Here is a 21,275-nt window from a genome sequence, read left to right as displayed (position 1 = left end):
GAAAAATGAAAGAGGGGTTAAATGCTAAGCGGGAGATGCCTAGTGACTGTATGCTTGTACCTCAGCGCTACTGCTGTTATTCGGCGCATATACAAGACTTGGTGAAATATCCAGGTATCGCAACAGGTAGGAGAGTTGCGCTTTAACAATTATACGGATCTTCAGTAATTCTTCATCCGTCGGTCTCATATTTCTACCTGGACGTGGCGGCAGTACCAGTTCTGAAAATTGGGATTCAGTCCAGCCTAATTCGCGGCGCAGATACTCTTTTATGTAAATCGGAAAGTTGCATAACCTTGTATAGGTATCATGCAATTCGTTATCAGATAACGGTACCGGCGGGAATAGTTTTGCAAGGTTTTCAGCAAACAATCGTTGTTCGCTGGTTCGGAGTTTTTTCATTAAAACATGGTTTGGGTAACAACCCGATCCCCGCGGGCGGAAAGATCAAAGATGCGGTCCGCCCGCAGGCGTCCGGTTGTCGGGGTTAACAAAAAAAGGGGTGATTACAGATAATGGCGCTTACGTCGTGTTTTCTTTTCGGGTACAGGTGGCAATGGTTCAGGCTCTATCCTGTTAAGTAGAAGGCGGTTTGGCTCGATATCTACAGTCAATTTATCTCCAATCTTAAATCCTGCTTTCTCTATCCATAAACCTATCAACCTAATTTTAGGAACATGCCTGTTATCAATATCCAATCTCTCATGGATAGTGGAGCCTACCGTTAAACATCTTGTTTTGTGTCGATTTTCCATATATCTAAATTGTAATTATTGATACATAAATGTACGTATAATTACAATATAAAACAAGCATTAAATGTACTTTTTTGTATGTTTATGTACAATTAATTCCCATTATTTAAGCTATATTTTACTTATCAGTACAAAATATTCATTATTAATATTTATAATGTAATTGCAATCTTCTTAGTTCTTCATAGATTTAGGTTAATTAAAGTATTACTTCAAGCGACTTGAATTAACCCAATCAAAAAATTGATATGACATTCGGGCAACGTGTAACCATAATGCGAAAACAGAAGAATATAAACCAATCTGAGTTAGGAGCTTTGATCGGTACCAGCGGTAATATTGTGAGCAAATACGAAAGGGATTTTATCACTCCATCAATAGACGTGGCGGCCAAAATGGCTAAAGCATTAAACGTGTCCATTGATTACCTGGTTAACGGGATAAACGCAGAAAAGGGACCAATTACAGAAGAGGAAGCCAATAAATTGCAGCACTTCGACCAATTATTACCCGAAGATAAGTTGCATGTTCTGGCTGTAGTGGAAGCATTTCTGACAAAATCAAAATTACAATCCCTTATAGGATAAAAAAAGGCTCTCGCTGTTCGCGAGAGCCCCTTTACACCAAACAATCCGTAAGGTAACCACACCTTTAAACCGGAGAACTATTTTAGGCAATACTAACCGCCTTTTTCACTTACGGCAGCCTGACTTACTCCAGTCATCACCGTACCCGCAACAGCAAGGTATCCTGCTACTTTAGCGATGATCAACGGCAATGCTGGCATACCCATCAAGGCTCCGCTAATTGCGGTCAGAATCAATCCTATGTTACGCACCTTGGTAAAAAAAGGTGGTGTTGATGCTGTAAGACGTTTCATTAATTCCATAAAACGCTTTTTAAAGATTAAGAATTACCTGGACATTCTTGTCGAGGCTAACGTTTCGTTACGGACCCGGGGGAGGAGCCGGCATACCGGAAACCTCTACTACAGCCAGGGCATTGAAAGCACCGTTTTTAAGACTGTACAGCGCTCCATTTACCTGTTGGTAGAACTCAATGCCTAATGTAAGGAATAGCGGTTTTGTGCTATTGTCCGTTACTCTGGCGGTCAGGTTCATGGCAGCCGTTGCGGTAGCGTCGATGGGAAGTTCTGCACTGCTTGCATTCCCATTGACGAAGGTTTCTGCCTCGAAGTCTATTTCAGCAGCGGCTGCCTGCACTTTGAAATGCGTGGCGCCTGCAGGCCCAGCCAACATATTGACCGGAATAAACGACGGTATATCGACTATTAACGTTCCCGCCGCGCGATCAATTGCCGTAGTAAAAGGTGCATACAATGTACCGCCTAAACGACCGTTGATATTGAACTCAAAGCCTTTCAGCAGTTCAGCCTCGCCATCAATGACGTTACGCTGTCCTCTGATATTGGTTGCATCTGCCTGTATCACTTTCATCATTTCACGGGTTAGACGGGAAGACATGTAGCTATCACCAATATTCAAAAGTATTGCGCGAAGCGCCGTCCGCAGAAGCTTACCTGCTTTACCGGCCCTGCCAAATTCCGCTCCGTTTTCACGGGTACGAACAAACGCAGGATCTGTAGCAATGCGATCGGCATTAAGTCCACCTTTTCCGCGTGCCAGGTGTCCGGCCTTTGATTGGTAAAAAGTGATATTACCTATCGTACCTTTCAAAGGAATTATTCCCATTTGTTTTGCCATTGGAAACAATTTAAGATTAAGAAAAAGGGCTGTTTACATAGCCAAGCCCGTTAGGCTCACATCTGCGCAGAATGCAGTAAATTTGTGATTAACCACACCAAACATAAACCGGCATTTTAACCCAAAAAAGTTTCCATTCCGATTATGCCGAATTTGCAGACATTAATACCTCACCGCATGGTGATTTATGCCCGGGATATAGAAAATATCACCGGCCGCAGTGAGCGGACCTCCCGACTTTTGCTGCAACGTATCCGTGAAGCCTTGGGAAAGAATCCAGGGCAGTTCATAAGTGTTTCTGAGTTTTGTCAATATACTGGACTGAAAGTAGAGGAAGTAAACCTGTATTTAAGGCATTAAGTGCGTGTTAAAACCAAGTCAAAGGACTGTGTAAAGTAAGGTAGTACAGGGTTGTAGGGTTCAAGCCTAATTCATTTTGTAGTCTTTTAGCTTTTCTTTCGTATCTTTGTAAGGATAGAAAGTTCTTTCAAACCTGATCAAATGAAGCTATTCCGGGAGGTAACAAAAAAGGTTACACTAACTTTTAAAACCCTGAAAAGCCGCGATATATAAGGCATTGATGTAGTCCCAAGGGGATCACTGGAAGATTTCAAAGCTCGCGCTGGTCGCGGGCTTTTCTTTTTAGTTGAGTCCCTTTGGTATAGCCCCGATTTCAGGGTACTCAGCTTTTACTAAAATATGAAAATCCGAATCGGATTGTACCAACAGTCATCGCTATAGTCTTTTCCCGCAAAGAGGTCAGTAAATAATTTAAATCTGTTGTTTTGCGATACTCTTCGTCGCATAGTTATTTATTATATTTGCCTAATTTATCACAAATTGCTCCATAGAATGGAAGATGTCAATCTTTGGTTAGATCAGCCTAGAAAGGGCTAATCAGAAGTTAAGAATAAAGAAGGTTTTATTTAGTAGAATCTTTCGATGAGACAACCTGGAAGTCTTCCGGACATCTTATTGTGCTCATCAATCAACGCTTTCAATAGCTTATTTTTAACTTCATAATGAAAAGATGAATATAATTTTGTGGATAATACAGGGACTTCTCTCTGCATTTTTTATTTTGCCTGGTTATGGAAAAATTGCAGGAAGTAAAGAAAAGCACATCGCAGACGGACATTTGAAACCGAGCAGGTCTATAATACCAATTCGAATTTTAGGGGTTCTGGAATTATTAGGATGTATCGGCATTATAGTCCCATGGCTTTCAGGCATTGCACCAATTATGACACCTATGGCAGCGGCAGCCTTTTGCTCAATCATGTTAGCAGGTGTGGTTGTTCACGTCAGGAAGAAAGAATACAAAATGCTCCCAATGTTGATTGTAGTTTTTATCCTGTCAGCAATTGTTGCATACTTTAGGTTCGCAGGTCTAGCATCACAATAGAAAATATCCAATGGTTCAATGGAAGATTACAAAGCTCGCGCTAGTCGCGGGCTTTGTTGTTTTGGGACTATTTGTTAGTCTGTCAAGGTGCGGATTCGATGTTTCGGCTTACCTTTTTGAGCTCAGTATGTTCTGATTCAAGATCTTTTAGATGCTTGACATCACTGGCTTCCATCTCTCCATATTACTTCCTACTGATAATTTCCTTGTATAAAGCAGAATTATTCAACAAGTCCTGATGAGATCCTCCTTCAATAAGGACTTTTCCTTCATCTATAACAATAATATTGTCAAAAACATTGATATTTGAGAGGTTATGTGAAATTACAACGACTGTCCTATTTTCATTCGAAAAATTCCTGATTATTTCAGTCACATAATCATGACCACCCTTATCGAGCGAAGAAGTTGGCTCGTCGAGAAGTAATATTTCAGGATTTCTGTATAAAGCCCGGGCAATAGCAATTTTCTGCTTTTGGCCGGCCGATAGCAAAACTCCATTTTCTCCAATGTAGGTGTTAAAACCATTAGATTGTTTTTCTATGAAAGATAGTAAGTTAATCTGTTTACAGACTTTCATCAGGGTTTCATAATCAATCCTGTCGGGCTCGCCTATTGTAATATTTTCAATAATAGTTCCGGCAAACAGGTCTATTTTTTGAGGGACAACTCCTATCATTTTCCTTAAAGAGTGATTGCTTATGGTATCTAGATTGTACGCTCCTATATGTACATTTCCTGCGTCAATAGGATACATGTTTTGTAAAAGATTCATGATTGTACTTTTACCTGAACCATTATTCCCTATTATTGCGGTTGATTTTCTATGAGGAATAAGAAGGGATATATTATCCAGAATAATTGCACGGTTACCATATCGAAAAGTGACGTTTTTGAAAGTAATATCTCCAATCATACTAGTTTGAAGATCAATCTTACTGGTCTGATTTTCGGCCTCTGTTTTTAAATCCATAATTTCAAATAGCCTGTCAGATGCAATAACTGCTTCCTGAATTTGTTTATTCGATGCAATTAATGCAAAAAGAGGGGCGGTAAAGTACGCCAGGAGACTATAGAAGGAAAACAACTCTCCGGTAGTAATTACACCGTCTGTAACCATGAAAGTCCCAAAATAAAGCAGAAGAACGATAAGTGCCTTATTTACCAGGTCGCTTATTACTTTAATATAAGAATTTGAAGTATAAGCTTGGTATATGGTTCTTAAAAAGACGATAAAACTATTTTCCGTTTTTTCGTTCACATAATTTTCTAAGCCCAATCTTTTGATGGTACCTGAAGCATTTATTGATTCGACAAGCTGGCTCTCCAAAACTGCCGATGCCTCCATTCCTTTTCTCTGATAGATCCGGTTAATTCTATGACTGAAGAAATAAAGTAAAATCGCAAGAGGTATAATCAGGGACATCAGCAGTGCAAGTTTCCAGGAATAAATAGCCATTAAAACCAAGGATAACATGACAATAGCCCCGTTTAGAAAGATACTGATACAGACTTCATTTATAAAACTCCGGATCTTAATGGCGTCATTTACACGGCTGATAATTTCTCCTACACGCATCCCATCAAAAAATGCCTGAGGCAGGTAAATAATGTGTTTATAATATCCTAATATCAATTTTACATCAACTAGTTTCCCTATTTGTATAATTAAAAGCTCTTTGGAAAGATTGATAAAAGCTTGCATCACCACGATAATAATCATTATTATCGTCAATAAATTTAAAAGATTATTATTGGAGCTGGGGATTACATAATCTGTAATTTTTTGCACGTAAATTGAGGTGGAAACACCAAGTGTGGCATAGATTATTCCACCAAACAGCACCTGGAGAAACAATGATTTTTGAGGTTTTATAAGAGACCAAAAGTGAGAAGCATGCGACCGGGTAAAATTACCAGTCTCAAATTCAGCATCCGGAGTTAGCGTGATCAGCGTTCCACTCCAGATTTTCAGGAAATCTTCATGGCTATATTTAATGATTGTACCATAAGCGGGATCCATCACCTTAACATATTTTTTTGTAGTTTTATAAATGACTACATAATGGGGTTGCCTACTGATGAACACATGCGCAACAATTGGCTCTTTTCGTTCTTCCAAATCTATCAATTGTGCATTTGCGTATGCTGTAGAGATAAATCCCATACTTTTGGCGGCTTTGACGATTCCCAGAACCGTTGTGCCTCTAAGGTCCGTTTTGGTTAGACTACGGACGCTTGCTATTGAGATTTTAAGTTTATAATAAGAACAAACACTAACCAAACAGGCAGCGCCACAATCAAATGGATCATGCTGTTTAATTTTAATTCCCATCTTCCATTCTTTTTGTATTAAACCAATCAGCAGCTTTATCTGTAATCAACTTTCTTAAACTTCTCCGGGTTAAAGATAAGAATCATTATTAGTATTATCATACTCCAACTTATGCTGTTCGAATTGAAGTGCCCTGCATGGTAATTTGTCCTAATAAGATAAGATACAGACCGGTTGAAGGGACTGTACCTTATCTCCAGGATGTTTACCATTCAGGGATTAGTGTGAACATAGCAACTGGGTTTGCCAGCAAACACCATACAGTCGACCCTCCATCAATTGAAGCCATATCAGATTCGGTTAACTCTGTTACGGTTCTCTTTTCAATTGACAATGACTTTAAATCATCCATTTCAAGTTTGCATTCTTCTTTTAATAACATAGTTTCTGGGTTTAAAAATTGCGTCTACTCTGATAGCTTTTCGACATCCGCTTTTATTTCTGTTAAAGAAATGATTTTTTGCTATTTATCGCGATATGAGATAAATAGTAATTATAAATAAAGTAATAAATAACCATCTCATTAGTTCTTGGTTTGAATGAAAAAACGCGATTTAGAGTCATGTGGGTAACACTACTAAAGTATCGGAGTTCGCTAAAAAAAACAGCGTTCTCTTTTTTTTTCTCAGGAAAATGAGACAAAAATCCAGCTATACCCTTTTGATTAGCTGATACAATATGCTTAATGAAAGAAATATCTGAATCATTGCGGTCATATTTTTTGTCATTTGATAATAACTCCTGTAGCTTATCCCTATGTTTTCGATATTTTAAATTTAAAGCTTTCTTTTCCTCCTTGCCTACGTTGAACTCAATGTAAAAAGCATCCAAACTTTTTTTTAAATGGCTTACTTTATCAGAAGAGCTAAATCCAGCAGTGTTAAGAAATGAGTCAACGGAGACAACCGCAAACATCCATTTCTTTTCTTCCCATTCATTTGAATTGAAATTAACAAGGAAGTCAAGGAAATTAATACTTTCAAGATGAAATATACCTTCTGTCAGGTCGATGGATTTATCTCCATAGCGATCCAATTCCCGAATATAATTGTCTGTACTTAGCCTTGAAACCAGGTTCATTTGGACAGCTTTCTGCAGATACCGGCAAATTATTTCATAAACTTTTCCCTTGTTACTATCATCTGTCAGCTTAACTCTAAAACGTAAATGAAAGTAAGGGTCATAATACCTAATAAAGAACCACATCGTTATAAGACCTGCTTCAATAAGTAAGTCTGTCACAGGTTTAAGATAATTTAGGAGGACGTGGTCTGCTGAACTCTCACCACAATAAATTTTGAAGTATAGCCATTCTGCTTCGGGTGCATCATTGCCTGGCTCCATTCTGGTTTCATGGGGAAAGTTTCGATACATTTTGAACTCCTTTGAACCATCGATTAATACAGTCCCCATGAGTTGGTTGGCTGAAATTGTATGTTCGTCTTCGTGATAAAGAAATTCTTTGATTAATATTTGAGAACGATTCTTTGCTGCTTTCAGAAGGAACCTGAATGTGATCTGCGTTTCAAAGTCAATCAACAGTTCATTATCTCCGTCAGCTAAGACCACATATCTTGGAAACCTGAATCTGTTTACGAACTCCTCTATTAATTCAGTTATTGACTTATCACCATCATTTTTATAAAAACAATGCAGGTCCGATCTATCCAACTTCCACATCGCAGGATATAAAATTACCTTGCCATAAGTTACACGCGGGAAAAACTCGAAACAATGAAGAAGATCACCCCACTGGAAACTAATATTATTTTTCAAATTTTGCTTTTGAAAATCGCACAGGAAGCGGTATACAGGTAAGTTGCTCGAACTGTAATTATGCATTGAATTAAGCCTTGGTCGCACAAAACACTTTAACTTTTTTGACCATAGTAACAACACTCCATCCATACACTTTAAATAGAGGTCATTAATGTTTACCGAATACTTTCCCGACTTGTTGGAGTTCCCGAGATATGCGAGATTATATTGTCCAAAATCTGGATGTTGGACAATATTGGCAGCTTTGTCGCTTGGTATGTGTATTATTTCAACATCAATACAATTTACCAGTTCATTTTCTTCATATGATATAATATCTTTCGCTAAGTCAGCAATATCTGTTTTTATGTAAGCAAAGCGACTAATCGCATTTACAGCTGAGGGACCAAAAAAGCCTTCCAGCTGAATTTTATACGAATCGTTATTGATCAATCTGAAAAGAGCTGAGAGTGTGGACGGCAGATTGTTCGTTTGTCTTTCCCTGATCGGCAGATCATTGTCTGTCAAAGATATTTCATACGCCCGATTATCCCTGCCGGCCATTATTTTTTTAAAAAGCAGCCGATTACTGTAGTTCCATTTGATGCTTATAGCTTCACGAGGCGATTGGTGAAAGTCAATATCATTTACAAACGGCGAATACCCGAAATTTTTGCTAACTGGATAACCAAGACCACTATCATAATCCATGATCAGGTTGAGAGGCATAAAGCGATCACCATACTTTTCTGAAAATTGCTGTGAGAAAAGATTTAATTCTTTATCCTGATTATTTCCTTCAAAAAATGAATTTAGGAAAGTAAATGATTGCGCTAACAGCACCTTGTAATCCGCACTAACTGCTTCCTCTACTCCTTCAAAAAAGGAATCTACCTGTATAAGATTACTTTCGACCTGGTTAGGTATTATCAATTTAGACCTTTGATATAAGTTTTTGTATGCCCCTACGCCTAATGTATTATTTTCATTTACGTGTTGAAGATCCGAGCGCAAAGCATTGATAAAGTCCATAGCATCGTGTAATTCTCCCATTTCGCGATCGGGAAGATCTAAACCGATAAGGGCTTTAATATTATTTGAAATTTGTTGGAGAATATCAGTACCAACAGGAGACGGCTCGAAAGCGGAGGTCAGCACCTTACTTTCAATTAAGTAATCGAGGAATTCATTTGCAGCTTTAACATCGATGCCATTCTTAACAAGAAAACGCTCAAGATCTATAAAAGTTGCCCCTGTGATCGTTAAGTCAAATACCTCTTCAATGAGGCCGGATATTTTTATAGCGGCAATTTGATACTTCCTGGCAAATCCATATGGAAAAAACTCTACATACCTGAGTTCATTATTTATTTTGTAACCGCTATTATTTAGAAAGTATACTGAATATCTCTTTACAACAGTTAAATTTGATATTTTTTTGATTGTAGCCGCTAAAAAATGGAAATCCAATCTTGCTTTTCTTCTCCAATGGATCTTACCGGGATTAAAAACAACGTCCCCCTTGCCCCAGGAAGTTATTCCCACTCCAGAAAATAAACCAAAAGGCGTACTTCTTGTTGACATTCTGGTATAGTACTTTGCAAGAGTAAGCTCTAACGTATCAACATCAGCGACAGTAAGAGCGTTTGCCTGAAATTTAATGCATTTATCATAGACGACGGGAGAAGCTACATAAACAGCTTCCAAAAAGAATAAATCCTTCATCATCATTTCTATAGTCAAATCCGCAGCCAAAGTTTTTTTGTGGATTATATAGCGTGGTAATCTCAGAAATACCTTATCATGGAATCTAAAATTCATCTATATTAATGATTAGGTTATGTTTTGGTAGTAAGCAGCTTAAAACATTTTTGTTTATGTGTATTCGATATAAGCTTTTTGCCTTTTGCTTAAACAAAGCAACTAAATTAACCATGTCAGTACAATACCTGATTACCGGTATTTTTTTCTACCAGTACTTCGGTTTTATAAACAAGTAATCATTTTTGAACCCGGGAAACTTAAATCTGAAAATTTAAGTCGTCATTTCAGACTATTGCGCAGTGATATGCGCATGAGTGAAATTGCCTATGGTATTGGCTTTTCGGGCGAAAGTTATCTGAACGGTATTAACAATGCCTGATAAATATGGCGGCCATTTTAAACAAATTCCGGCTATTGGTGTTAACCTAATTGAAATACTCTCCTGGCATAAACAGCAATATCAAGTTTTATCGTATTTGTGACCAAACTGTAAAAGCGGAATGGGATAGGTAAGCATGCTTATACCTAAGGGCATAATCCTTTCCTATTCAGTAAAACAGGCTGTTTATGAAGAAATCTCTATTTGCTCCGGACAGAAATATTTGGCCGTTATGGGTTAAAAGAAGTTTTCCTTTACTCCTGCAGTTTAGGTCCATCCTTTTTTATATAGAAGGTTACACTGAAGGCCCGTTGTTTAACATTCATTTCTTCAGCTTTATACCGCGAACGTAATATTTCTTTCTGTGAGACTAAACCCTTTCTTATGGAGATACCTTTACTTGGTATACGCTGCATTTACCAGGTTGTTGTCCTGACAATTCTGATGTTGACTACCATATCAACTTTTCCTGTGTTTTCACAGACGAAACCTAATGTAATCATTTCGGTAACAAATGGTGTTTGCCAGTCAGACGGGAAGATCACGGTAACTGCTACCAATACCGCTCCACCGGTGCTCTACGAGTTGCTGGACGCCAACAGCATGGCGGTTGTAGTGCCGCAGCAAGGCAGTAATATATTCAATAATCTCCCGGCGGGAAATTATCTCGTGCTGGTGTACGATGCAAATACGGGAACTACCCCAGTGGTAAAAAATGCATCAGTGACCTCTCCTTATCAGCTACTGGAATTTATAGGTACCGAACAGTCTTATCAAACAATTCCCGGCAATCAATGTAGTCCGCAAGGTTATCTTAGCGTAAGCATCGTGAAAGGGAGAGCCCCCTATCAGTATGAATTGTTGGATGCCACTGGTACCACCGTATTGCGGCCTTACCAGTCGTCCAATTTTTTTTATAACCTGGCGAGGGGACAGTACACCGTGCGGGTTTTGGATGATTGTGGCAGCTCTCGCCTGAGCGGCGTTATCACCGTCGTGGAAGATTATTCTTATTCAAACCGGCCGATCGATTCTGTAAATATTGAAGATAATACACCCTATAACAACTTTTTCATCAACGCCACCTGCGACGGGCTGACGGTAAACGGTCAGAAAGTGAATATATACAGTGGTGGTCAGAAATGGCCTGACTTCAATTATGCAAGTGTCATGGCGCGCTTCGAATCACCGGCGCTATCCGGCAATTGGGGGCCCTGGACGGCACTTAGCAATCCGGCTGTACCCGTAGGCGGCGCTTACGATAATTCAGCAGCTCAAACCGTCAGGATGCAGGTTGAAAACCCCTGTACACTGGAAAGTAAATATTATACCTATACTGTAGAACCAACAGACCTCATAGTAAATACGATCATCAGCCCGGGGGCAAGTAATATGTGCGGAAGCGAGTACCTGACTTATCTCAGTTCCACCCTGTCTTCTTTCCGGCGCATTTGCAATCCCATCACAATTACTATACAGGAGGAGGGTGGCCCGTACAACCGGGTGGTCACAGGAAATATGTCGTCGCACACTTTTCACCTGCCAAGCCTGGTAGCCGGGAAAACATATAATATAACGATCAGCGACGCTGCTAATTTTTCCAAAACAACAAGGATCACTCTCCCGCAATCCACTTTACAGCAGCCTATTTTCACTTTAACCGGGTATATGCCCTGTTCTCTTGAATCCGGCAGGATCAGCGTAAAAAATATACTCAGCAACGGGCCATATCCCATTACTTTTAAAGTGCTGACCGGTCCCGGGAACATAGGACAGACTTACATAATGAACAGCGGAGTGGCCGCAAATGATATTTTCCAGAACATGCCTTTCGGGGTTTATTCCATAGAAGTATCCTATGGAAGCCCCGTTTGCCGGACAGACACTTTGAGCATGAACCTCGTCAAATCTTACACCAGGGCGGTAATTGACTCTGTAAGGATGGTACCGGCAGCGAAAGGTTGCGGATTCTATGATGTACAGACGTATGCCAGGTTTTTTGTTCCTGCCGGTTCCAAAGGCAATGTTGCTCATAATTCCTTTCTTGTTAATACGCAGACCGGCGACGTTGTTCAGGGGATTCCTGCTGGCAGCAATTTTGCGAGGGCATTTTACAATCTCCCTTCCGGCAATTATTATGTGAAGGTTTATACAAACGGAGGTTCACCCTCTCTCTGTCCGAAAGCGTTGGATTCCTTGCTGGTAACGTTGCCTCCTTACATGCCGCCACAATTTGACCAGCTAAAGTCCGGCGGTTTTGTGTGTAATGGCCGGGATACGGGAACCTTACATGTGGAAGGAGTGGGCAGCTCTCCTTTTACTTACCGGTTAAAACCAGCGGGCGTTCCCGACGCCTCATATACTCCCTTCCAGGGATCGCCCGATTTTCACGGGCTTGCTCCCGGAAACTATACCATTCAGATCCTGGACGGATGTGGTACACAGGTTACGCCGAATGTAGAGCTGTTCAATACTGCTTCTACTTCACTTATCCGTGTTTCCGGTGCTGTTTCGGAAGGGAAGGTATGCCCTGGCGGAAGGGTTGTGCTGAGAACGCGCCCCATCGGCAGTATCGCCAATATCATATGGACACTGCCTGATGGCAGTACACGGTCCGGCATCGACAGTATCGTGATACCTTCATTTACAGCGGCCAACAGCGGCTCTTACCAACTGGTCGTTACCGCCGGCACCGGCTGCGTGGCCACATCTACAGAAAGCCTGCAACAGGCCCTGAGTCCTTCACTACAGGTTACACCGGTCTCCATTTGTGAGGGAGACAGTGTAAACCTTACCCTTCCCGCGATCACCGCGGGTAGTACGAATGTCGATAGCATCGCATATTTCGTGGACGCCGGGGGCACTACTCCTTTGGGCAATCCAAACCGGGTTACCCCAACTGTTACCACCACCTACTATATTACCGCATATTCAGTTGATAAATGCGCTTCCGGCAATCAGCCTGTCCAGGTTACTGTAAACCGGCGTGCAACAGCGGCAGACATCAATATCAGGGATACGGTGATTTGTACAGGTGCTTCTGTCGCGCTCACGGCGTCCTCGTCAACTGTACCGGCTCCTGTTTTCAGATGGTATGCGGATGCGTCTTTGACTACCTTGCTTTTTACCGGCAACACCTACAGCGCTCCATCCCACAGCGCTTCCACCACCTATTATGTAACGGTAACCGGTACAGGCGTCTGCGAAAACTTTACTTCCAACATAAAGGCGGTAACAGTTGCCGTACATCCTTATTCAGTAGCGGCAGACATACAGGTGAACGATCAGAACATTTGTTATAATAGCATCGTCAGGCTTGTTGCAAGTACCTCACATACCGGAGCGGGAAAGGTATTCAAATGGTATAAAGACCCGCAACTCACTAACCTGCTATTCACCGGCGATGTTTATGAAACCCCGCATCTAACCGCTACCACTACATATTACGTTACCCTCAGCAGCCAGTCTTCCTGTGAGAATTTGCCCAATACGGCAAAAGCCGTAACCGTGACCGTAGACAGGAATGCAACCACAGCCGATCTCTTTGCACGTTCCACCAGCATTTGTGCCGGAGAAAGCGCCATGCTCACGGCCAGTAGCAACTTGCAAAATCCCGTATTCCGCTGGTACCAGGATCCTTCGCTGACACAGTTATACGCCGTTGGCCCTATGATCAACACTCCTCCGCTGAACAGTCAAAAGCAATTTTTTGTAACGGTTAGCGCGGATGGCATTTGTGAAAACCAACCTGGCCCCATCGGCACCGGACCTGTAGTTGTAAATGTAGATGTACGCCCACACACTGCTCCGGCTGATGTATCCGTGCAAAATCCGGTGATATGTGCCGGTTCCACCGCTTCACTCACAGCCACCTCCAGCCTGCCAGGGACGAACTTCTCCTGGTACGCAGACCCAGGCATGAACACGCTGCTGGGCACTGGCAATACATTTGTAACGCCACCCACTTCTAATACCACCACCTATTATGTTGCCGCATCCAGCGGTGATTATTGCGGTCCTCTGCCAGGCGATGCCAAACAGGTAACCGTGACCGCCAACCGGAATGCTGATTCATCCGACATCAAAGGTCTGAACCAGCACATCTGCAGCGGTGTATCCGCTACGCTTGTTGTTGGTTCTCCAACGATCTCCAATCCGCAGTTCACGTGGTTTGCTGATGCGGCGCTTACTCAACCGGTGGGTTTGGGCTCCAGCTTTACAACTCCGGCCTTAACAGGCACCACAAACTATTATGTAGCAGCGGAGGGAGCCAATGTGTGCAGAAATCTGCCAGGCACAGCAAAACGTATAACCGTTACAGTTACCAGCCTGGCGGACTTAACCGACCTGGCCCTGAAAGATTCCACCATATGCGCCGGTAACACAATTGTATTGACGGCGGCAAGTACAACGGTGGCCAATCCGGTATTTACATGGTATGCAGACAGCGCATTGACCATACCGCTTACCAGCGGCGCCAATCATACCACCACGGCGCTTCAGGATAGCATTACCTATTATGTTACTGTTCAGGGCACGGATGCTTGCGAAAATGCGCCGTCTAATGCAGGCAGAGTGCGGGTGAATGTGAACAGAAATGCAGTGGTGGCAGATATCACAGGCAGCGGCCAGACGATCTGTGCTGGAGATTCTGCTGTACTTATCGTACAAAGCGCCATACCCGATCCGCGATTTACCTGGTTTGCGGATGCAGCCCTTACGCAACCGCTCGTAACCGGTGATCATTACCAGACCTCCGCATTGAATACCAGTACAGATTACTACGTGGCGGTAAGCGGAACCGGTGTGTGCAGCAGCCGGCCCGGGGATGCCTACATCGCCAATGTGATCGTGAACAGGAATGCAACGGTTGCGGACATTAATGCGGCCGGCAAGACTGTTTGCAGCGGCAATAGCGCTACGCTAACAGCCACCACCACTACCGTGAAGAACCCCGTGTTCAACTGGTATGCGGATGATTCGCTTCATATTCTACTGGCTACCGGCCCGACATATATCACTTCTGATACCGCCGTCACTGATACCTTCTATGTAACCGTTCAGGGAGACGCTGTTTGTGCTAATATACAGGGTGCGGCAAAAGCCGTGGTGCTCACTGTACAGCGCACCGCTTTGCCTGATGACATCACTGCAGCTGATATCGCCATATGTCCCAACAGTGCCGCCACTCTTACCGCCAACAGCAAAATAAAGGGTGCAGTATTCAATTGGTACAGCGATATTTCCCTTCAGCACAAGGTGGCTACCGGTCCTGGCTATACTATATCTGCACTGGATAGCAGTGCCACCTTTTACGTCACCGTTTCGGGAGACAGCGTTTGCGCCAGCCTGCCCGGAGATGCCAAAGCAGTTCAGGTAACGGTTAACCGCACTGGCATATCCGCCGACATCATTGTTGTGGATACCCTTGTATGCCCGGGCGAAGGCATTACTTTAAATGCTACGTCAACTGTGCCCGGCGCCGTATTTACCTGGTACGCGGATCCCGGGCTAACTACCGTGCTGAGTACCAGCGCCAGCTATGCTGTACCGGCTATTAACACCACATCATTTTATTATGTAACGGTGAAGGGAGATAACGTGTGTGAAAATCAGGCCGCGGATGCACATACCGTAACCGTTGGTGTAAAGCGCCGCGCCACTGCTGCTGATATACTGGTGAACGATCAGGCCATTTGTGCAGGACAGGCTGCCACGCTGGTGATCAATGCTACCAATCTTACCCGTGGGCTGGGCAGTGAGGCAAGCCCTGTATACAGATGGTATGCGGATGCGGGGTTGACCAATCTGCTGTTTACAGGCACTACCTACATCACACCCGTATTGCAAAATATTACTACTTATTACGTTACCGCCAGCAGCCGCCTGGTTTGTGAAAACGCAGTGGGTTCAGCCAAAGCAGTAACAGTAACTATCCGGCGGAACAGTACTGCAGCAGATATAACAGTAGCAGGGCAGGCGGTCTGCGTTGGAGAGGCAGGCACGCTCACCGCCAGCAGCGCGGTAACCGGTGCTGTATTCACCTGGTATAGCGATGCTGCCTTACAGCAACAGGTAGGTGCCGGCGCAACATATACCACACCTCCGCTGGATGCCGCTACCACCTATTATGTATCCGTATCCGGAGATTCCGTGTGCAGCAGTCTGCCCGGCACCGCCAAAACTGTATTGGCAAATGTAAACCGCAAAGCCGTTGCAAACGATATAACTATACGGGATACCCTGGCATGTCCAGGGGAAGGCGTAACCTTGATCGCTACCTCCACCGTGCCAGGTGCGGTATTCACCTGGTATGGTGATCCTGCGCTGACCACTTTGCTGGGAACCGGCGCCAGTTTTTCCACACCGGCCATCACTACCACTTCGCTTTATTATGTAACCGTGCAAGGAACCGATGTTTGTGAAAATAAAGCAGGTGATGCACATGCCGTGACAGTTGGAGTAAAACGCCGCGCTACTGCTGCCGATATACTGGTGAACAACCAGGAGATATGTCCGAATCAGTCTGCGACTCTCGTCATAAGCACCACCGATCTCACCCGCGGCCTGCGCGGGGAAGCGGGGCCTGTATTCAGGTGGTATGCCGATGCTGCCCTGACCAACTTACTTTTCACAGGTACCGTTTACACTACCCCGGTGTTAGTGAACACTACCACCTATTATGTTACGGCCAGCAGTAACCTGGTTTGTGAAAATGAACCCGGAACCGCGAAGCCAGTAACAGTAACGCTGCTCCGCAACAGCACTACAGCAGATGTAACGGCGGAAGGTCTTACCATCTGCGCAGGGGCAACGGGTACTGTTGTGGCTTCATCCAATATTACCAACCCGGTATACAACTGGTACAGCGATGCCGCCAGAACGAACCTGCTCTTCACAGGGCCGGCTTTCACCACACCGCCGCTGGCTATTACTACTCAATACTTTCTGACTGTAAACGGAGACGGTATCTGCGAAGGTCCTTCCACTCCGCAGCGTGTGCCTGCCACCGTTACGGTGACTGTGAACAGGCATGCGGTGGCTTCAGATATTACCGCGGCGGACCAGTCTGGCTGCGCAGGAAACGCCGTGACCATGACGGCCGGCTCTTCTGTTACCAATCCCGTGTTCACCTGGTATACGGACGCAGAATTGAACCATCCTATTGCGGCGGGAGCAAGCTTTACCACACCTGCACTCTCTACATCAGCTACTTATTATGTAACTGTGAATGGTTCAGATGCCTGCGAAAACTTCCCTCCGAATGGCAAGGCAGTAAATATTGCGATTGCCAGGAAAGCAGTAGCCAGTGATATCAGCGTTAAGGATACGGTGATCTGCTCCGGCAACACTGTACAGCTCACCGCTTCCAGTAGCATTGCAAGCCCGGTATTTAACTGGTATGCAGACCCAGCTCACAATCAGCTACTGTTCACCGGTGCAAGCTTCACCACGCCCGCTCTAAGCGCTTCGGCTAACTATTATATCACCGTTTCGGGAACCGGGGTTTGTGAGAACGATCCCGGCACATCAAAGGTGGTAACGGTAACGGTACAACGTAATAGCGTGACCGCAGATGCGACCGTGGCCGGCATGACGATTTGCGCCGGGGAAACCGCTACCCTCGTGGCAAATAGCCAGTTGAGCAACCCGGTATTCAACTGGTACAGTGATGCAAACCGGACCAGCCTGATCTTTACAGGCCCTGTATTCACCACACCAGTCCTGGCAGCCACCAAAAATTATTACGTGGCGGTAAGCGGAAACGGTGTTTGCGAAGGTCCTTCAACTATTCCGCTGTCCGTTACAGTAGCCGTGAACCGTCATGCCCTGGCAGCGGATATTACCACTGCGGATCAGTCCATATGCGAAGGCAATGCAGTGACCATGACAGCCAGTTCCGACATTAGTAATCCCGTATTCAGCTGGTATACAGACGCCGGGTTGAATAACCCGGTAGCTGCGGGTGCAAGTTTCACCACACCATCCCTTTCTGCTCCGGCTACGTACTATGTCACCGTGAATGGCACGGACGCGTGTGAAAACTTCCCGCCGCAAGCAAAACCAGTCAATATTATAGTTTCGCGGAAAGCAGTAGCGGCGGACATTATCATCAGGGATACCGTGATCTGCGCCGGCAGCAATGTGCAACTTAACGCATCCAGCGGCATCACCAACCCGGTATTTAAATGGTATGCGGATCCGGGGCTCACCCAATTGGTATTCACTGGTGCAAGCTTTACCACCCCGGCTTTGAGCGCATCCGTTACCTACTATATAAACGTTACCGGCGAAGGTGTTTGTGTGAACGGTCCTGGCGATGTGCAGCAGGTAACGGTTACTGTCAACAGGAATGCAACCGCTGCAGACATTGTCGTGGCGCCACGCGCTATCTGTAAAGGAGATATCACCACATTGCTGGCCACCAGCAATACGATAGCGCAACCGGTATTTAACTGGTATGCCGATGCGGCGCTCAGCCAGTTGTTGTATACCGGTGAAGCTTTCCAGACGCCTGTTCCTACCGCCACTACCTCTTACTATCTTACAGTGGCTGGCACCAACGTTTGTGTAAGCAATAAAGCCAATGCGCAGCAGGTTACTGTAACTGTCAACCGTTTTGGTACAGCGACAGATATCAATGTGGCAGATACCTCTTTTTGCGAAGACGGAATTGCAACACTGCGTGCTTCCAGTAGTATGCCCGGCGCCATTTTCAAATGGTACCGCGATGCAGCACTGACCTCTCTGGCTGGAACCGGCGCCACTTTTGTAACGCCGGCCCTGAATACTACTACGGAGTATTATGTGACCATCAATGCACCGGGCGTTTGCGAAAATCTGCCCGGCGCCGGTAAACCGGTAAAGGTTACCATTAATCGTTTTGCAGTGCCCACGGATATTATCCTGCAGGATACTACTGCGTGCCCGGGCGGCCGCACCACGCTTACTGCCTCCAGCACATTGACAAACCCGGTATTTACATGGTATGCCGATCCCGGGCTGACGCGAGCACTGTTCACCGGCGCAGCTTTCACCACGCCTCCGCTGTATAACATCACGAGTTATTATGTGTCAGTGACTGCAACAGGGGTATGCAGCAATAAACCCGGCGGGGCAAAAACAGTCAGGATTGCTGTTAAGCGGAGCAGTACCCGTGAAGACCTTGCGGCTACAGACCGCATTATCTGCGCGGGCAACACAGCAACGCTCAACGCTAACCTTCCGGCAAGAGTGCGGGGGACTGCCATCTTCCGATGGTATGCAGATGCAGGGCTTACTACCTTGCTGGCAACAGGCAGCACATTTACTACTCCTTCATTACAGCAGACTACACATTATTATGTCACTATGCAGAATGATGTGCTCTGTGAAAACACACCCGGCAATGCCAGGGAAGCGATTGTAAAAGTCTTTCGCGTTGCCGCGGCCACCGATATTGTTGGTAACGATGTGTCCATCTGTGAAGGGAACAATGTATTGCTCAACGTAACAGCGCCTTCTGTAAATACACCGGCATTCAACTGGTACGCGGATTCCGCCCTTACCCAATTGCTGGATTACGGGCCAACTTTTGCGACGCCCGCTATTAGGGGCAATACGGTTTATTATGTAACTGTGACAGGAGACAGTGTATGCGCTAACCCCACCGGCGCAGCAAAGGCCATTAATGTAATGGTATCCCGGAATGCCGTTGCTACTGATATTGCCGTAAACAGCGCCAGCATTTGCCAGGAAGGAACTGCCGTGCTTAATGCAAACAGCACAGTACCCGGCGCGACTTTCAATTGGTATGCAGATCCTGCACTTACACAAAAACTGGCTACAGGTCCGGCCTTTACGACGCCGGCGCTCACTACCTCTACCAATTATTACGTGACTGTTCAGGGGACAGGTGTTTGTGAGAATAGCCCGTTGACAGCAAAACAGGTATTCGTTAATGTGAATTATAAAGCCATAGCTGCGGATGTTACCTTAAAAGATACCAGCACCTGCCAGGGATCTCCGGTAACTATTACCGCTACCTCACGGCTCACGGACTTTGCAAGGCTCAGCAGCCCGCTGATTTATAACTGGTATGCCGATGCCGGGCTGACAAATAAGCTGTACACCGGCGCAACATTTACCACCCCGCCCATTACCGCGACTACCACATATTATGTGACCGTCAGCAACAACACCATATGCGAAAACGCGGCAAATGACGCACAGGCGATCACCGTAAGTGTTGGTGCAGGCCCGTCTGCCCCCGTGCTCAATGTACCTGCACAGGAAGCGCTATGGTCGGGCTCCAACCTGACGCTTACCGCCACGGCGGCAGGCGCCAATGCTTTCACCTGGTACAAAAACAACGTGGTGATCAGCAGTGTAACAGGCAATACACTCAACCTGGCTAATGTTAGTGTGACAGATGCAGCCCTGTACGAAGTGAGCGCCTCTTACCCGGTTGGCTGCAGTGTCAGCGCAAGGGCATCATTCAGGTTGGATGTGAAAGATTTTACCACGTGGAAAGAAGTAAGGGATGCAAGTGGAGATAACAGCGCCCAGCCGGGTGAGGTGCTTACCTACATCATTTACGTGCGTAACACCGGTACCGTGCCGTTGGCTGATGTGAACGTCAGCGATCCCATTCCTGCCAACACCAGTTACCTAACAGGCAGTGGCGGCACACTCACCGGCGGCAATGTGCTGTTCGGGTTCAACAGCCTTTCCGTTGGCAGCACGCAGCAGGCGGGCTTCCAGGTGATGGTAAAAAACAGCACCGCAGGAATATCTTCCATCAATAATATGGCATTAGTTACGATAGATACGGTGACCAATGAAACCGGCACTACGCCTACCGGTCCACCGGGCGGGGATACCACGAAGATACCTTTTGACGGTGGCGGCAGACTGGTGTTCATCCCTAATGTGATCACACCGAACGGCGACGGCCGTAACGATAAACTGGTGATCAAAGGATTGGAGAATTACCCGGCTTCTTCCATCGCCATCTATAATCGCTGGGGCAATGAAGTGTATTATAACTCCAGCTACCACAACGAATGGGATGGTAATGGCCTTACGGAATCAACGTATTACTACGTACTGAAATTACGCATCCCCGAGGGCATCAAAACCTACACGGGATGGATTCAATTAATCAGATAAAAAC

The 21,275-nt window shown here is 44.9% G+C and carries 10 protein-coding genes; 3 read left to right on the top strand and 7 right to left on the bottom strand.

Translation table 11 applies throughout. The features are described 5' to 3' along the window. Positions 1-39 precede the first annotated feature (39 nt). Together ACLHR0_RS30340 and ACLHR0_RS30335 are read right to left on the bottom strand one after the other, a co-directional pair. Complete coding sequence (locus ACLHR0_RS30340) at positions 40-402, bottom strand: hypothetical protein (RefSeq protein WP_436491555.1); 363 nt, start codon at positions 400-402, stop codon at positions 40-42. Positions 403-506: 104 nt separating this feature from the next. Beyond that, positions 507-755 carry a SymE family type I addiction module toxin gene (locus ACLHR0_RS30335; RefSeq protein ID WP_436491554.1) on the bottom strand — a complete coding sequence of 83 codons (249 nt, stop codon included), beginning with the start codon at positions 753-755 and terminating at the stop codon, positions 507-509. A gap of 248 nt (positions 756-1,003) precedes the next feature. Between ACLHR0_RS30335 and ACLHR0_RS30330 the strand changes: the two genes are divergently transcribed. Further along, positions 1,004-1,342, top strand: coding sequence for a helix-turn-helix domain-containing protein (locus tag ACLHR0_RS30330; RefSeq protein ID WP_436491553.1), 339 nt, complete (start codon positions 1,004-1,006; stop codon positions 1,340-1,342). A gap of 92 nt (positions 1,343-1,434) precedes the next feature. On the opposite strand, the gene ACLHR0_RS30325 is transcribed toward ACLHR0_RS30330, so the two are convergent. Together ACLHR0_RS30325 and ACLHR0_RS30320 are read right to left on the bottom strand one after the other, a co-directional pair. Beyond that, entirely contained in the window at positions 1,435-1,644 is a 210-nt protein-coding gene (locus ACLHR0_RS30325) for a hypothetical protein (RefSeq protein ID WP_436491552.1), read from the bottom strand. Positions 1,645-1,702: 58 nt separating this feature from the next. Beyond that, on the bottom strand, positions 1,703-2,479 hold the full coding sequence (locus tag ACLHR0_RS30320; protein WP_436491551.1) for a hypothetical protein: 777 nt from the start codon (positions 2,477-2,479) through the stop codon (positions 1,703-1,705). A gap of 1,030 nt (positions 2,480-3,509) precedes the next feature. Here ACLHR0_RS30320 and ACLHR0_RS30315 point away from each other — a divergent pair. Next, a complete protein-coding gene (locus ACLHR0_RS30315; protein WP_436491550.1) occupies positions 3,510-3,884 on the top strand; it encodes a DoxX family protein in 375 nt (124 codons plus the stop codon). Between the two features lie 184 nt (positions 3,885-4,068). On the opposite strand, the gene ACLHR0_RS30310 is transcribed toward ACLHR0_RS30315, so the two are convergent. The 3 genes from ACLHR0_RS30310 to ACLHR0_RS30300 all read right to left on the bottom strand — a co-directional run bounded on the left by ACLHR0_RS30310 (position 4,069) and on the right by ACLHR0_RS30300 (position 9,798). Then, positions 4,069-6,219, bottom strand: a complete 2,151-nt coding sequence (locus ACLHR0_RS30310) for a peptidase domain-containing ABC transporter (protein WP_436491549.1) — start codon at positions 6,217-6,219, stop codon at positions 4,069-4,071. A gap of 205 nt (positions 6,220-6,424) precedes the next feature. Continuing rightward, positions 6,425-6,601, bottom strand: a complete 177-nt coding sequence (locus tag ACLHR0_RS30305; protein ID WP_429049931.1) for a hypothetical protein — start codon at positions 6,599-6,601, stop codon at positions 6,425-6,427. A gap of 62 nt (positions 6,602-6,663) precedes the next feature. Then, positions 6,664-9,798 (bottom strand): lantibiotic dehydratase, encoded by a 3,135-nt coding sequence (locus ACLHR0_RS30300; RefSeq protein WP_436491548.1) that lies wholly within the window; start codon positions 9,796-9,798, stop codon positions 6,664-6,666. Positions 9,799-10,591: 793 nt separating this feature from the next. On the opposite strand from ACLHR0_RS30300, the gene ACLHR0_RS30295 reads away from it, so the two are divergent. Beyond that, positions 10,592-21,271 carry a gliding motility-associated C-terminal domain-containing protein gene (locus ACLHR0_RS30295; protein WP_436491547.1) on the top strand — a complete coding sequence of 3,560 codons (10,680 nt, stop codon included), beginning with the start codon at positions 10,592-10,594 and terminating at the stop codon, positions 21,269-21,271. The last annotated feature ends 4 nt before the right edge of the window (positions 21,272-21,275 follow it).

Source organism: Chitinophaga sp. ARDCPP14, from assembly GCF_051362515.1.
GTDB lineage: Bacteria > Bacteroidota > Bacteroidia > Chitinophagales > Chitinophagaceae > Chitinophaga.
Note: the sequence above shows the minus strand (reverse complement) of the source record. Positions and strands in the feature narration are given on the sequence as shown.

Excerpts from the sequence above, each read along its gene's own strand:
- ACLHR0_RS30340 (WP_436491555.1), bottom strand. The coding sequence starts at position 402 with ATGAAAAAACTCCGAACCAGCGAACAACGATTGTTTGCTGAAAACCTT.
- ACLHR0_RS30335 (WP_436491554.1), bottom strand. The coding sequence starts at position 755 with ATGGAAAATCGACACAAAACAAGATGTTTAACGGTAGGCTCCACTATC.
- ACLHR0_RS30330 (WP_436491553.1), top strand. The coding sequence starts at position 1,004 with ATGACATTCGGGCAACGTGTAACCATAATGCGAAAACAGAAGAATATA.
- ACLHR0_RS30325 (WP_436491552.1), bottom strand. The coding sequence starts at position 1,644 with ATGGAATTAATGAAACGTCTTACAGCATCAACACCACCTTTTTTTACC.
- ACLHR0_RS30320 (WP_436491551.1), bottom strand. The coding sequence starts at position 2,479 with ATGGCAAAACAAATGGGAATAATTCCTTTGAAAGGTACGATAGGTAAT.
- ACLHR0_RS30315 (WP_436491550.1), top strand. The coding sequence starts at position 3,510 with ATGAATATAATTTTGTGGATAATACAGGGACTTCTCTCTGCATTTTTT.
- ACLHR0_RS30310 (WP_436491549.1), bottom strand. The coding sequence starts at position 6,219 with ATGGGAATTAAAATTAAACAGCATGATCCATTTGATTGTGGCGCTGCC.
- ACLHR0_RS30305 (WP_429049931.1), bottom strand. The coding sequence starts at position 6,601 with ATGTTATTAAAAGAAGAATGCAAACTTGAAATGGATGATTTAAAGTCA.
- ACLHR0_RS30300 (WP_436491548.1), bottom strand. The coding sequence starts at position 9,798 with ATGAATTTTAGATTCCATGATAAGGTATTTCTGAGATTACCACGCTAT.